This is a genomic window from Erythrobacter ani, assembly GCF_019204025.1.
Classification (GTDB): domain Bacteria; phylum Pseudomonadota; class Alphaproteobacteria; order Sphingomonadales; family Sphingomonadaceae; genus Erythrobacter; species Erythrobacter ani.
On sequence record NZ_JAGSPB010000001.1, the window covers coordinates 1,319,240 to 1,333,554 of the forward strand.

General features: G+C 58.9%; 16 protein-coding genes. 11 read left to right on the forward strand and 5 right to left on the reverse strand.

Annotated elements, in window-relative coordinates:
- The first annotated feature begins 14 nt into the window (after positions 1-14).
- Genes KCG45_RS06410 through kynU form a run of 4 tightly spaced genes read left to right on the forward strand, consistent with a single transcriptional unit; the run spans position 15 to position 3,099 of the window.
- Entirely contained in the window at positions 15-431 is a 417-nt protein-coding gene (locus tag KCG45_RS06410; protein ID WP_218316219.1) for a DUF4112 domain-containing protein, read from the forward strand.
- Between the two features lie 36 nt (positions 432-467).
- Positions 468-1,259 (forward strand): tryptophan 2,3-dioxygenase, encoded by a 792-nt coding sequence (locus KCG45_RS06415; protein WP_218316220.1) that lies wholly within the window; start codon positions 468-470, stop codon positions 1,257-1,259.
- On the forward strand, positions 1,259-1,885 hold the full coding sequence (gene kynB, locus KCG45_RS06420; RefSeq protein WP_305040793.1) for an arylformamidase: 627 nt from the start codon (positions 1,259-1,261) through the stop codon (positions 1,883-1,885). The genes KCG45_RS06415 and kynB overlap by 1 nt, the downstream gene beginning before the upstream one ends.
- The gene (kynU, locus tag KCG45_RS06425) at positions 1,882-3,099 is read left to right on the forward strand and encodes a kynureninase (RefSeq protein ID WP_218316221.1); all 1,218 of its coding nucleotides are present in this window, start codon (positions 1,882-1,884) and stop codon (positions 3,097-3,099) included. The genes kynB and kynU overlap by 4 nt, the downstream gene beginning before the upstream one ends.
- Positions 3,100-3,109: 10 nt before the next feature.
- Here the strand turns inward: kynU and KCG45_RS06430 are convergent, their stop codons facing one another.
- Positions 3,110-3,559, reverse strand: coding sequence for a potassium channel family protein (locus KCG45_RS06430; protein ID WP_218316222.1), 450 nt, complete (start codon positions 3,557-3,559; stop codon positions 3,110-3,112).
- 144 nt (positions 3,560-3,703) lie between these two features.
- On the opposite strand from KCG45_RS06430, the gene KCG45_RS06435 reads away from it, so the two are divergent.
- Positions 3,704-3,928: a hypothetical protein gene (locus KCG45_RS06435; protein ID WP_218316223.1), complete on the forward strand. Its 225-nt coding sequence runs from the start codon at positions 3,704-3,706 to the stop codon at positions 3,926-3,928.
- 178 nt (positions 3,929-4,106) lie between these two features.
- On the opposite strand, the gene KCG45_RS06440 is transcribed toward KCG45_RS06435, so the two are convergent.
- A complete protein-coding gene (locus KCG45_RS06440; protein ID WP_218316224.1) occupies positions 4,107-4,838 on the reverse strand; it encodes a Crp/Fnr family transcriptional regulator in 732 nt (243 codons plus the stop codon).
- A gap of 126 nt (positions 4,839-4,964) precedes the next feature.
- Positions 4,965-5,573 (reverse strand): HNH endonuclease, encoded by a 609-nt coding sequence (locus tag KCG45_RS06445; RefSeq protein WP_218316225.1) that lies wholly within the window; start codon positions 5,571-5,573, stop codon positions 4,965-4,967.
- A 141-nt stretch (positions 5,574-5,714) separates the two neighbouring features.
- Here KCG45_RS06445 and gluQRS point away from each other — a divergent pair, with 141 nt between their 5' ends.
- The 5 genes from gluQRS (at position 5,715) to KCG45_RS06470 (ending at position 8,739) form a co-directional block, all read left to right on the forward strand.
- Entirely contained in the window at positions 5,715-6,545 is an 831-nt protein-coding gene (gene gluQRS, locus KCG45_RS06450) for a tRNA glutamyl-Q(34) synthetase GluQRS (RefSeq protein WP_218316226.1), read from the forward strand.
- 24 nt (positions 6,546-6,569) lie between these two features.
- Complete coding sequence (locus tag KCG45_RS06455) at positions 6,570-6,800, forward strand: HIG1 domain-containing protein (RefSeq protein WP_218316227.1); 231 nt, start codon at positions 6,570-6,572, stop codon at positions 6,798-6,800.
- A gap of 33 nt (positions 6,801-6,833) precedes the next feature.
- Positions 6,834-7,409: a cob(I)yrinic acid a,c-diamide adenosyltransferase gene (locus tag KCG45_RS06460; RefSeq protein WP_218316228.1), complete on the forward strand. Its 576-nt coding sequence runs from the start codon at positions 6,834-6,836 to the stop codon at positions 7,407-7,409.
- Positions 7,410-7,489: 80 nt separating this feature from the next.
- Positions 7,490-8,359, forward strand: a complete 870-nt coding sequence (locus KCG45_RS06465; protein ID WP_218316229.1) for a 3-hydroxyacyl-CoA dehydrogenase NAD-binding domain-containing protein — start codon at positions 7,490-7,492, stop codon at positions 8,357-8,359.
- A 53-nt stretch (positions 8,360-8,412) separates the two neighbouring features.
- Complete coding sequence (locus KCG45_RS06470) at positions 8,413-8,739, forward strand: hypothetical protein (protein ID WP_218316230.1); 327 nt, start codon at positions 8,413-8,415, stop codon at positions 8,737-8,739.
- A gap of 24 nt (positions 8,740-8,763) precedes the next feature.
- Here KCG45_RS06470 and KCG45_RS06475 read toward each other — a convergent pair whose 3' ends face one another.
- Both KCG45_RS06475 and mutS read right to left on the reverse strand, forming a co-directional pair.
- Positions 8,764-9,183 (reverse strand): hypothetical protein, encoded by a 420-nt coding sequence (locus tag KCG45_RS06475; RefSeq protein WP_218316231.1) that lies wholly within the window; start codon positions 9,181-9,183, stop codon positions 8,764-8,766.
- 25 nt (positions 9,184-9,208) lie between these two features.
- Positions 9,209-11,854: a DNA mismatch repair protein MutS gene (mutS, locus tag KCG45_RS06480; protein ID WP_500793861.1), complete on the reverse strand. Its 2,646-nt coding sequence runs from the start codon at positions 11,852-11,854 to the stop codon at positions 9,209-9,211.
- Between the two features lie 127 nt (positions 11,855-11,981).
- Between mutS and KCG45_RS06485 the strand changes: the two genes are divergently transcribed.
- Complete coding sequence (locus KCG45_RS06485) at positions 11,982-14,255, forward strand: NADP-dependent malic enzyme (protein WP_218316232.1); 2,274 nt, start codon at positions 11,982-11,984, stop codon at positions 14,253-14,255.
- Positions 14,256-14,315 lie beyond the last annotated feature (60 nt).

Below are 14,315 nucleotides of genomic sequence, written 5' to 3' on the forward strand. Positions count from 1 at the left end.
TGTAAGGAGAAACCATGGACGGCCCCGATCGCCCGCAAACTCTCAGCCTGAAACTGCCAAGCGGCACAGATCCGGCCTCGATCCGCATGCGTGTTGAGGCGATGGAGATGTTGCTAGAGCGAAGCTTTCGCATACCCGGCGTCAATGTGCCGATCGGCCTCGACGCGATCATCGGCCTGATCCCGGTTGTGGGCGATTTCATAACGACGGCCATGGGCGCATATATCATCTGGGAAGGCCGCAATTTGGGACTTTCCAAATGGCAGTTGAGCCGCATGGGCGCGAATGTTGCCTTCGATACGGCCATCGGCCTCATACCTCTTGTTGGTGACGCGGCTGATTTCGTCTTTCGTTCGAACTCGCGCAATCTCAGGATCATCAAGAAGCACCTCGACAAACATCACCCAGAAACGCGGATTATCGAGGGGTAATTTCCTTTCTGTAGCGGGCGCGCTAGTGCATTCAGCATGGCCGAACACGTCACCTATTCCAGCTATCTCGACCTTACGAAGGTTTTGACCGCGCAGCATCCGGCTTCGGATGCGCATGATGAAATGCTGTTTATCGTCGTACATCAGGCGAGCGAGCTGTGGCTCAAGCTGTGCCTGCATGAGCTGACCGCCGCGCGCGACCATGTCGAGCGAGACGACTTGCGCCCGGCGTTCAAGATGCTTTCGCGGGTTGCGCGTGCGCAGCAGCAACTGATCCAGAGCTGGGACGTGCTGAGCACCATGACGCCGCATGATTATTCGCGCATCAGGCCGCATCTTGGCGCATCATCGGGTTTCCAGTCGCCGCAATATCGCATGATGGAATTCATGCTCGGCGGACGCGACCTCAAACATATCCGCTTGCATGAGAACACGGGCAACTGGTCGGATCGACTGCGCAACGAAGTCGCCCGCGACAGTCTTTATGACGCGGCGCTTCAGCTTCTCGCAAGGCGCGGCTTTGTGATCGACGCTGAGGTACTGGAGCGCGACCTCGACGCGCCGTATCTTCACAATCCCAGTGTCGAGCGCGCTTGGGCGGAAATCTACCGCTCTCCCGAAGATCACTGGGACCTCTACGAACTGGCTGAAAAGCTGGTCGATCTGGAATATCACTTCCAGCGCTGGAGGTTCGGCCATCTTAAGACTGTCGAGCGAATAATCGGTTTCAAACGCGGCACTGGCGGCACTCCCGGCGTTCCGTATCTGGCCGGTGTCCTGAAACAGGCTTTCTTTCCCGAATTGCTCAGTGTTCGGACAGCAATCTGATGGGCCGCAGGATCTGGGACATTTCACAGCCATTGCACCCGGGCCTGCCGGTGTGGCCAGGTGACACGCAGTTTGCGCAGGCGAAGACTTGGCAGATGAGCGAGAGTTTACCGGTCAATGTGTCGGCGCTGACGATGTCGACGCATTCAGGTGCCCATGCCGATGCGCCGCTTCATTACAGTGAGGGCGGAGCGGATATCGCTTCGGTCGATCTGGCTGCGTATCTGGGCGAATGCATGGTAATCGATGCGCGCAGGGCCGCTCATCTAATCGAGAGTAGCGATCTTCCTGAGGACGTGGGCGCGGACCGGGTGCTATTCCGCACCTTCGAGGTTTTTCCCAGGGATAACTGGAAGGCGGATACCACCGCCATCGCGCCCGAGACGGTCAATCGTCTGGCAGGTCAAGGCGTGAAGTTGATCGGCATTGATGGACCTTCGATCGATCCGCAGGAATCGAAAGATATGTCCGCGCACAAGGCAGTGTTGAAACATGATATCCGGGTGCTCGAGGGCCTGGTGCTCGATGATGTGCCGGAAGGACGGTACGAACTCATTGCACTGCCGCTGCCGATCGTTGGCGGCGATGCCTCACCTGTCCGCGCCATCCTGAGAGATCTGCCGTGATGGACCGCGCGCGTGAGCTCGATGCGGCGGATCCGCTGGCGAAGTACCGTGTACACTTCATTCTTCCCGATGGCCTGATCTACCTCGACGGCAATTCGCTTGGCGCGCTGCCAAGCGCGACACCGGCAGTGATGCAGCGCGTTATCCAGCAGGAGTGGGGCGAGGGGCTGATCCGCAGCTGGAACGATGCGGACTGGTTCGAAATGGCAGCGCGCATAGGCGGTAAGATCGCACCCCTTATCGGAGCTGAGCCACAGGAAGTGATCGCGTGCGACACCGTCAGTGTGAATCTCTTCAAACTGATCGCAGCGGCGCTCCAGATGCGCCCCGGACGAAAGATCATATTGTCGGAGCCCGGCAATTTCCCGACCGACATTTACATGATCGAAGGACTTGAGCGGCAAGGGCTGGCGACACAGAGATTGGCGTCGCGTGAAGATGTCCCAACCGCGCTGGACGAAGACGTCGCGTTGCTGATGCTTACGCACGCCCATTACAAGACCGGCGAGCTGTTCGACATGGCGGCGCTAACCAAAGCGGCCCATGAAGTGGGCGCGCTCGTACTTTGGGACTTGTCGCACAGCACAGGGGCAATGCCTGTCGATCTCGGCGCGATTGGGGCCGACTTTGCGACCGGCTGCGGCTACAAATATCTGTGCGGTGGCCCCGGCGCGCCTGCATTTGCATTTGTGGCGGAGCGCCATCACCGCGATCTCAAACAACCGCTCACGGGTTGGTTCGGACACGCGCGTCCCTTCGCCTTCTCGGATGAATACGAAGCCGCTCCGGGTATCGAGCAGCTGCAGTGCGGTACGTCGCCGGTCCTTGGCCTGGCGGCGCTTGAGGTAGGTGTCGATCTGATCGCCAAGATTGGGGTAAAGCGGCTTCACCTCAAATCGCAGGCGCTCTCGGAATTCTTCCTCGAATGCGTGGTCGAGCTTGGCCTCGAGCTCGAGCTTGTCAGTCCGGCGGACTCAGCAGCTCGGGGCAGTCAGCTCAGCTTTCGCCATCAGCATGCGTACGCCATTTCTCAGGCGCTGATCGCGCGCGACGTCATCGGTGATTTCCGTGCGCCTGATATCTTACGGCTTGGTTTCGCCCCCGCCTACCTTCGCTTCGAGGACATCGCCGAGGCTGCGCGCCACCTAGCCGAGGTGATTGCGGGAGAAGAATGGCAGCGCGACGAATTCAATCGGCGCGCGGCGGTGACCTGAGCGTCGCTTGCTAGTCATCGTTACCCGGCTGGTCGCTCAGGTGAATCGTCCAGAACCTTTCCATGTGGAGGTAGGTCATCGACGCCGTCCATGTCACCATAACGAGCCCATTCAGCGCTTCCACACCGCTTAGCAGGCGTATTTGGCCTGTGGGGTACAGGTCGCCAATGCCCAGTGTCGTGTAGCTGGTGATGGAGAAGTAGAACGCGTCATCGAACTTTGCGGCGCTCGGGCCTGCAATTGCACCGACCCTGAAGACCTCTTCAAGGAGGATATAAGCGCCAGCATACAGAACGACGTGCAGGACGTGCGAGATCACCGCAGCAGTGAGCATCATCCAGAGCCGCATTCTCGGGTGAACGCGGAGGTCGGTCGCACCGCGCGAAGTAAAACGCAGGATTTCATAGTGTGTGAAGATCGTCGCGGCGATCAGAAGGGCGGCGAGGATGATGGCGGTCATCTTCGAGAACTGATCCCATGACGGCAGGCGGGTCAAGATGTAGCGGGTGCCAAACGCGCTAGACCTGCTCAGCAGGCACCCATCATTTGTTAATGCATCAAAGTCTGCGACCGCTATTGCCTGGATCTTATCGAGGGGTAGCGAATGATCCAGTACTCGCTCAAATTTGCGGCTGACAATTTCGAAGGCGAGAAAACGGTTTCGTTTTACGCGCACTCAACTGCGGGCGCGCTTGAGATTGCCAAGAATTCCGCCGACGGCGACTGGGCCGAGCTGTATCAGGGCGGCCAGTTGGTATGCCGGATGCGGCTTGTTGAGGAGACGGGCGTCTGGCTGGTCGAAGGCTCACGCAAGCACGCGCAGGGATAATGACACGCAGCCGCGCGTGAGTGGCGGTTGGATCAGATAGCGCAGCATAGATTTCAGATGAGGTGTCCGCCGTTCGGCGCAGCGATATGGCAGATATCTCGCCCCGCCGGGCTCCTGACAGCCCGGCGGGGCAAACCAGCGAAACCCGGTGTGAGTGGGTCGTTATCGGCAGAAAGGTTCAAACCTTCTCATCGAACCAGTCGAGGTCCAGATCCTCATATCGATCGGTGAATTGACCCATTTCAACCAACCGGTTTCGCTGAAGGATTTTTACCGCCCCGTTCTTTCTCTCGACGATGCCTTCACCGATGAATTGGCGAAACAGCCTGCTGACCTGAACTTCCGTCAGCCCGATCGCATCGCCCACCTGACCTTGGGTAAGACCCAGCCGGAAGCGATCTTCGGATGTGTCGAACAGGAGATTTCGGCGCGCTTCGATTTCCAGAATCAGAGCCGCCAGGCGCGCCCGGCCTCGCGTCCGGCCGATTGAAACCAGTCGATCATTGAGGATCGCATTTTCCATCGCGGCAAATGTGTAGAAGATGGCAGCGACCCGCGGCAGCCGTGTGAAGGCCTCGATCAGGTTGGAGCGTGGAAAAATGTAGACCACCGAAGGAGCGTTCACCGTAATGGTGTGGGTCGCATGTTCGAAAGGAATGTTGGCAGTGCCGACAATATCGCCTGAGAAATACAGCCGGGTGATGGCACGCTCTCCGCTGGGCAAATCGAGCGAGGCGAACAGGCGGCCTTCTTCAACGATGAACAGTTGGTCTGGCTCGTCTACCTCGCTCGCGACCAGATTGGTGCCAGCTTCATAGCTCCGCTTGGCGCAAGCAAGACCTTTGAAGGCTTCCTCTTCTTCAGGCCGCAGAGGCGTAACCTTGCCATATTTCGCAAGCAGATTCTGCACGATTTAGTCCCCTACGATCTAGCGCCGGATCGCCGAGCTATATCGGGAGAGTTTATGCTTGTCTAAACGAAAACCTGATAGGGTCCGGCGGCCCAGTACGGTCTTTGCTTGCCCAGTCGTACGCCATCAAGCTTCGAGTTCGATGTCCCAATACAGCCAGTCGCGCCATGTTTCGTGTAGGTAATTAGGCGGAAACTGCTTGCCATATTGCTGCAATTGCCAGCTTGTCGGGCGGATCGGTTTCATCTGCACAGGCATGCTCGCCTGCTTGGGCGTACGGCCGCCTTTTTTCATGTTGCAAGGCGCGCAGGCGGTGATGATGTTCTCCCACGTCGTCTTCCCGCCAAGCCGCCGGGGTATGACGTGGTCGAACGTGAGATGGTCGGTGTTGCCGCAATACTGGCAGGTGAACTTGTCGCGCAAAAACACGTTGAACCGGGTGAAGGCGGGAAATTCGCTCTGCCTCACATATTGGCGAAGCGCGATAACACTCGGTATCTTCATGTCGAGGCTGGGCGAATGCACCTCGCGGTCATAGCTTTCGACGATATCGACACGGTCCAGAAACACCGCTTTGATCGCGGTCTGCCAAGGCCAAAGGCTCAGCGGATAGTAGGATAGCGGTGTGTAATCCGCATTCAGCACAAGAGCCGGGCAAGATGACAGGTTGCGCGTGGGATCTTCCAATGCGCTGCGGAATTTGGCCGCCGTTTCGATCAGTTCGCTCTTGAACACGCTCCGCGTCCCTCCCTGATTGAATGGAACATGCCGTGACAACAAAAAGAGTCAAAGCCATGACATTGTTCATATCCACAGTGACGATGTGTGGACGTCTTGTTGATAGCCTATGGATAGAGGCTGTGCCATTGTCGCCGGATGAATACGACGCCCGGCATAGTGACGCGCTTCGCGCCGAGCCCCAATGGGCACTTGCATCTGGGGCATGCTTTCTCGGCAATCTACGCCCATGATTTGGCCAAAACGGCAGGCGGACGCTTTCTCCTTCGGATCGAGGATATAGATGGTCCCCGATCGCGCCCCGAGCACGCCGACGAATTTCGCCGCGACCTCGAATGGCTGGGGCTCGAATGGGAAGAGGTGCCGGCGCAATCGACCCGGCTGGAAAGCTACCGCGATGCTGCCGATACGCTGCTTGAACTAGGTATGGCCTATCGGTGCTCGTGCACTCGCAAGGAGATCGAGGCGCTCGACCCGCGCACAGGCGAGGACGGTGTGATCTATCCCGGAGCTTGCAAAGGACGCTGTCCGACGGGCGAAGAACCTGCTGCGCTCAGGCTGGATGTGGACAAGGCAATGACCGAATTGGGCGAACTCATCTGGACTGATGAGCAGGCGGGTTCGGTCATTGCCGATCCGCGCGAGTTCGGCGACGTCGTAATCGTGCGCAAGGACCTGCCGGCGAGCTATCATCTGGCTGCGACTCTGGACGATGCGGCCGATGAGGTCACGGTGGTGACAAGAGGCTCCGATCTGTTCGCAGCAACCCATGTCCACCGCATTCTTCAAGAGCTGCTCGAATTGCCACTGCCGCATTATCATCACCACAACCTCTTGATCGATGATGATGGCCGGAAACTGGCAAAAAGACGCGGATCGCCTGCGCTAGCTTCGCGCCGAGAACGCGGCGAAGACGGGCTAGTGCTGGCCGAGCAATTGCGGTTGCAACAAAAGCTATCTGGAACTTAGCGTGAAAGAACCCATTTAACTGTCATGAACTATATCCTCATCGCTGTCCTTGTCGTCCTTTGTGTCATGGTGATCGTTTCGCTCGTACGCGGGATTATTGCGTTTCTGCAGACTACGAAGATCGACCTTGAAACCGGCGAGGGCGAAACCGCGACCGATATGCAGATGCTGCAGAACAAGGCGATGTTTGCGCGGATCAAGTATCAGGCGCTGGCAATCGCTGTGGTGGCGATCATTCTGGCCGTCTCGCGCTAGACGCGCCCGCGCCGGGCGCGCTAAGGCGCTCGGATGGTCAAACTCAACAAAATCTATACGCGCACCGGCGACGATGGCACCACTGGGCTTGTCGATGGGTCTCGCTGTCCGAAACACTCGGCTCGGATTGCTGCGATCGGTGAGGTGGATGAAGCGAATTGCGCGATCGGCCATGCAATTTGTGCGATTGCCGACGAAGCGCTGGCGAGCCTGCTGACACGGGTTCAAAACGACCTTTTCGATCTTGGTGCGGACCTTGCGACACCAGCAGAGGACGGCGATTTCTCTCCTTCGGAAATGGTACTGCGCATCGTTTCTTCGCAAGCGGAATGGATCGAAGCTCAAATTGACACCCTCAACGAACGGCTTGAGCCGCTGACCAGCTTTGTCCTGCCCGGCGGCAGCGAAGCGGCCTCTCGTGTTCACGTTGCCCGTGCGACCACGCGATCGGCAGAGCGTGCGGTAACGGCGATGGCAGCCGAAACGCCGGTCAATCCAGAGGCTGCCGCTTACATAAACCGGCTGTCCGATCTTCTGTTCGTCCTTGCACGCGTGCTCAACGATGACGGAAATTCGGATGTGAAATGGGTTCCTGGCGCAAATCGTTGACGGCTGGCTCTGGCCAATAACCCCTCCCGACGCTAACAGGCCTGGCAGACATAATGCTGCACTTGCGAAGGAAGTCTGTCATGCGGAAAATTGGTGTAATCGGGGCCGGTCAGATGGGAACCGGTATCGCGCAGACGGTGGCACAGCATGGAATGCAAGTGCTGCTGTCGGATGTCGATCTCGCGCGGGCTCAGGCAGGCAAGGATTCCATCGAAAAGGCCGTAATCAAGCTGGTGGGCCGCGGAAAGATCGAAGCTGGCGCTGCCGAGGCGCTCCTCGACAAGGTTACCCCCGTCGCGGATTACGCGCCAATGGCGGAAGCCGAGCTGATCATCGAAGCTGCAACCGAAAAAGAGCAGATCAAGCAGGCCATCTTCGAAGCGGCAGGTAAGGTCTTGTCAGACAGCGCGGTCATGGCGTCGAACACCAGCTCGATTCCGATCACCCGGATGGCCAATCATTCGCCCGATCCCGAACGCTTCATCGGTTTGCACTTTTTCAATCCAGTCCCGGTGATGGGACTGATCGAGGTCATTCCCGGTCTGGCGACCGCGCAGGATACGACCGATCGTGTCACTGCATTTGCGGAAGGCCTCGGCAAACAAGTGGTGCTCAGTCAGGATGAGCCAGGTTTCGTCGTCAATCGGATCCTGCTTCCCATGATAAACGAGGCTGTTTTCGTCCTCGGTCAATCCACCGCCGGGATAGAGGATATCGACAAAGGATGCCGGCTGGGCCTGAACCACCCGATGGGTCCGTTGCAACTTGCCGATTTCGTGGGCCTCGATACCTGTCTCGACATCATCAAGGTTCTCTACAAGACGACCCGCGATACGAAATATCGGCCCGCGCCGCTGCTAGTCAAATACGTCGAAGCCGGATGGCTTGGCCGCAAGACCGGGCGCGGTTTTTACGATTATTCTGGCGATGCACCTGTTCCCACGCGGTAAAACTCGGAACACTGGCCCGGTCCTGCCGTTGGTTATGCAAAGGAGTTACCAGCATGACCGACAACAAAGCCCCCGTTAAAAGCCAGGAAGAACGCCAAGCCGATCTCGCCCCGGAAATGGATAATGACGAGCAGGACGATCACCGCAGTCAGGCGCAGGAAGTCGCAATGCAGGCGAAGGAGCACGCACAATCTGCAGGCGCGACAGAAAGTCTGAAAGTCGCATCGGATTCAGTCGATGGTGTCGCAGGTTCCGAAACCGACATGGTCGATCAGATGCGCGAGATGGAAGACAGTGGACGGATTGATTACGGCGCCTTTGCCGGCGAGCCGAACCACGATGACAATACGTCTAAATACGATGGCAAAGAGCGCGCGTAGGCAAGCCCGCAACTCCGCCTTGTGTTACTCGCCTGCCGGAGACACTGCCCATCCACCATCGTCGTCTTGCGCAACAATCTTGTCCTGATCGCTGAGAAAGTCTTGCTGTTTGGGATTCGGGTTGTAGCCGGAAAAGTCGTAGGACGGCGCGGGATTGAAGCCTTTTGCTGCATCGATCAGTTCTTCGTCGGTCGCGAATTCGATTTCCCCGTCGGACTCGGATCTGGGCCGAGCTTTCCCTAGTATGTCTCCGCTGGTTGCAACCTCATCACCGAACTGCCGGCCTTCGGCGGTCTCCTCGGGGCCCTCGCTGCTTACGGAGTCGACGGTTTGCTTGAGCGAACCGGGCTTATCTTCGGTGCCCACGAAAAGCATCACGCTGAATAACGTTATGCCGACATAGGCCAGTGCGGCCTTGGGGTTCTTGAACAAATTGGCAAACATGGTCTGCCGAGATACCCGTTAACGGTTAACGATCGGTAGAACCGGCTTGGCGCTTCAGATCATAGAGCAAATCGAGCGCTTCCCGCGGCGACAGCGAATCAATGTCTGTTTCCAGAAGTTTGGCGGCCAGTTCCTGCTCGGGTGTATTTTTGGGCTCTGGCTGGTGCAGTGAAGCGGCAAACAGCGGCAACTCACCGAGACCAGCCGCTATACCGCCTGTCTCGGTTCGCGCCTCCTCCAGCTTCGCAAGGACCTGTGACGCCCGATTCACCACGGCATCCGGAACGCCTGCAAGTTTTGCGACCGCGAGTCCGTATGATCGATCGGCAGGACCGCGTGCAAGTTCGTGGAGGAGCACCAGCTCCCCCTTCCATTCGCGAGCGCGTACATGATGAAGCGAGAGCGATTCGCAGCTTTCCGCCAGACGTGCGAGCTCGTGGTAATGGGTGGCGAAAAGGCAGCGGCACGCGATGCGCGAATGGACCGCTTCGACAACAGCCCAGGCGAGCGCCAACCCATCATAAGTCGACGTACCGCGTCCGACCTCGTCCAAAATGACGAAGCTGCGCTTGGTTGCCTGCGATAGGATCGCTGCGGTCTCGACCATTTCCACCATGAAGGTGGAACGTCCACGTGCAAGATTGTCCGAAGCGCCAACGCGGCTGAACAGCCGGTCGACTACCCCGATCCTGGCGTTCTCTGCCGGTACGAAGCAGCCGGACTGCGCCATCAGGACGATGAGCGCATTCTGGCGCAAGAATGTCGATTTGCCGCCCATGTTGGGGCCGCCGATCAGCCACAAACGATCCTCTTGGCTCAGCGCGCAATCATTGGCGACGAAGCGGTCGCCTTGCTTGGCGAGTGCGGCCTCCACCACCGGGTGACGCCCGCCCCTGATTGCAATGCCGGTATCCTCGGTGATTTCAGGCCGCGTCCAATCCCCTTCCGATGCGCGCTCTGCATTTCCGGCGGCGACATCGATCCGCGCAAGGGCGGCGGCGGTGTGAGCGATTGCCTCACGCGCCGTGCCCACGGCCTCGATCAATTCCTCGAAATGCGATTCCTCTGCCGCGAGGGCGCGGCCACCGGCTTCGGAAATGCGCGAGGCTTCTTCGTGCAAGCTCAGCGAATTGAACCGCACCGCGCCCTTCATGGTCTGGCGATGCGTGAATCCGCTGTCTGCGTGCATCAAGGCATCGCCATGTCTGCTCGGCACTTCGATGAAATAACCCAGCACGCCGTTATGCTTGATCTTGAGCGACGCGATTCCGGTCTGATCGCGGTAGCGCGCCTCCATCGCAGCGATGGCGCGGCGCGCATTGCCAGACACCTCACGCAATTCATCGAGGCTGGCATCGTAGCCGTCGGCGATGAAACCACCATTCGCGCGCTCAGTAGGCGGAGCGGCGACCAAGGCATGAGCCAGGTGATCTATGAGCGCGCCGTGACCGGTAAGAGCTGGCAAGAGGGCATCGAGCAATGACGGTCGGTCGCTTTCTCCTCGCACACGGTCATGGATGCGCACTGCCTCGGCCAATCCATCGCGAATCTGGCCCAAATCACGCGGACTTCCGCGTCCGGCAACGATGCGGCCGAGTGCGCGGCCAATATCGGGCAAGGCTCTCAGAGTATCGCGCAGCTCAGCCCGGTGGATCGGCCGGGCGCGCCAGAATTCGACCAGCTCCAACCGGTCATTTATCGCAAGGCGTTCCAGCAGCGGTGCAGCCAGATCTTCGGCGAGCAGCCGCGATCCTGCACCCGTCGAACAGCGATCAAGGGTTGCGATCAGGCTGCCCTGACGTCCGCCGCTCTGTGTTTGCAGGATTTCGAGGCTCGCACGGGTCGCCTCGTCCATCTCCATTCCCGATGCGCTTGCCCGCACGACCGGCGGCAGCAGCAGAGGCAGATTTCCGCGTCCGACATGATCGAGGTAAGTGATCAGACCGCCTGCTGCCGCCAGCATTGCGCGGGAAAAATCTCCAAAGCCGTCCAGTGTCGCCACGCCGTGGATCGCCTTCAGCCGCTCTGCACCTGCGTCGCTCGAAAAATCGCCACGTGGATGAAATGTCACGTCCTCCGGACCAAGCGACCAATCTTCCGGTGCGACGATCTCGGTGGCACCGATACGTGCCAGTCTTGCGCCGAGCATTTCTGGTGCGCATTCCTCCAACACCACAGTTCCGGTCGAAATGTCGCAGCTGGCAATGCCGACAGCACCGCGCACTTCGGCGAGCGCGGCGAGCAGGTTGGCCTTACGCGGATTGAGAAGCGCCTCTTCGGTGAGTGTTCCGGCGGTGACAAATCGCACGATGTCGCGCTTCACCAGGACTTTCGAAGATGGCCTGCCCTCGCTCTTTGCACGCGCCTTCGCTTCGTCCGGGGTTTCGACCTGCTCGGCAATGGCGACACGTTGCCCTGCCTTGATCAGCCGGGCGAGGTACCCTTCAGCTGAATGAACGGGGACACCGCACATGGGCACAGGCGCCCCGCCATGCTCGCCCCTCGTCGTAAGTGCGATGTCGAGAATACTGGCCGCTTCGCGTGCATCGTCGAAGAACAGTTCGAAGAAATCGCCCATGCGGTAAAACAGCAACGACCCCGCAGCTTGCTCCTTGAGCGCAAGGTATTGCTGCATCATCGGAGTGGGCTGGGAGGGTTTCGGCGAAGCCATTTTTCCGGCCTAGCCAGCATGCGACCGATTCGGAACGGGCGAGCGCCTTGTTTCCCCTATCGTTTGCGAGCGGGGCGGGCTAAGCGCGATCGACGAAGCGATAATTGCCGTAACGGAAAAGGGTTTTATGTCGGACGAACAACAAGCTGGTCGCAAAGGCGGTTTCACCACACGCGAAGCGTTGTTTTACCATGAGACGATCCGGCCGGGTAAGCTTGAAATCGTCGCGACCAAACCAATGACCTCGCAGCGCGATTTAAGCCTGGCCTATTCACCGGGCGTTGCTGCGCCGGTCGAGGCCATTGCGGAAGATCCCGCGCTCGCAGCACGTTATACGGCGAAGGCCAACCTCGTTGCAGTGATTTCGAACGGTTCGGCCATTCTCGGTCTCGGCAATCTCGGCGCGCTAGCATCGAAGCCGGTGATGGAAGGCAAGGCGGTCCTATTCAAACGTTTCGCCGATGTGGACTCGATCGACATCGAACTCGCGACGGAGGACCCCGAGGCGTTCATAAACGCGGTTGCTCTGATGGAGCCGACTTTCGGCGGCATTAATCTCGAAGATATCAAGGCACCGGAATGCTTCATAATCGAAGCGGCACTGCGGGAACGGATGAACATCCCGGTGATGCACGATGACCAGCACGGCACCGCGATCATAACGGCAGCCGGCCTGCTCAACGCCTGCCATCTGACCGACCGCGACATCAAGGACGTTAACGTCGTCGTGAACGGCGCGGGCGCCGCCGCAATTGCGTGTACCGCGCTGATCAAGGCAATGGGCGTGCCTCATGAAAACGTGATCATGTGCGATCGCTCCGGTCCGATTACCCCTGGACGCGACAACGTCGATCAATGGAAAAGCGCACACGCGGTCCACACCGATGCGACCGATCTCGAAAGTGCGCTCAACGGAGCAGATATCTTCCTCGGCCTTTCGGCGGCGGGAGCGTTGAAGCCCGAATGGGTGAAGAAGATGGCGGACAAACCGATCATCTTTGCGATGGCGAACCCGGTGCCCGAAATCATGCCTGACGATGCGAAAGCGGTCCGTCCCGATGCGATCATTGCAACCGGGCGCAGCGACTTTCCGAACCAGGTCAATAACGTGCTGGGCTTTCCCTTCATCTTTCGCGGCGCGCTCGATGTGCAGGCAACCACGATCAATGAAGAGATGAAAGTTGCTGCCGCGCAGGCGATCGCCGAACTGGCGCGTGACCGCGTTCCGGAAGAAGTGGCGAGCGCCTATGGCAAGAACCAGAAATTCGGCACCGACTACATTATCCCTGCACCGTTCGACCCGCGCTTGATCGAGGTGGTATCATCCGCAGTAGCGAAAGCGGCCATGGATTCGGGTGTCGCGCAGGCGCGGATCGAGGATTTCGAGCAATATCGCCACGAATTGAAATCGCGGCTCAATCCGACGACTTCGGTCCTGACCGGAGTTTACGACGAAGCCAAATCGAATCCCAAACGGATGGTTTTCGCAGAAGCGGAAGAAGAAGTGGTGTTGCGCGCCGCGATTCAGTTCCGCGATTTCGGCTACGGAACGCCGATTCTTGTCGGACGCACTAAGGCGGTGCTCAACAAGCTGCACCAGCTTTCGGTTTCCGATCCGAGCAGCTTCGAAATCCAGAACTCGGCCGATAGTGAGCATGTGCCCGCGATGGTCGAATACCTTTACAAACGGTTGCAGCGGCGCGGATATACCGAGCGCGATGTGCGCCGCATGGTGAACCAGGAACGTAACGTTTTTGCGGCGCTGCTAGTCGCGCTTGGTCACGGTGACGGCGTCATTTCAGGCCTGACGCGTACGTTTGCGCAGACCGCCAAGGAGATTAACCGCGTTCTCGAACCGAAGCCCGGTGCCATCCCCTTCGGCATCCACATGATGATCGGCAAGAACCACACCACCTTTCTCGCCGATACCACCATCAATGAGCGTCCCAGCGCGCAAGAGCTTGCCCACATCGCGCGCGAAACGGCAGCGGTCGCGCGGCGGATGGGCCACGAACCCCGCGTCGCTTTCCTGTCGTATTCTACCTTTGGCAATCCGTCGGGCCAGTGGCTCAACAACATTCGCGACGCGGTCGCAATCCTCGATGCGGAAGACCCAGGCTTCGAATATGAAGGGGAGATGGCCCCGGATGCTGCGCTCAATCCGAAAGTGATGGAGCTGTATCCGTTTTGCAGGCTGTCGGCACCGGCCAATGTGCTCGTCATGCCGGGTCTGCAATCGGCCAATCTATCGGCAAAAATCCTTCGAGAGCTGGGCGGCAATGCGACGATCGGCCCGATGCTGATTGGGATGGAAAAGCCTGTGCAGATTGTCCCGATGACGGCGCTTGCACCGGATGTTCTGACGCTGGCCGTGCTGGCGGGAGCAGGCGTGGTCGGCTGAACGCCCGCGCAGCCTGAACACGAAAAAGGCCCGGCGGGTGCCGAGCCTTTTGGGTGTCAG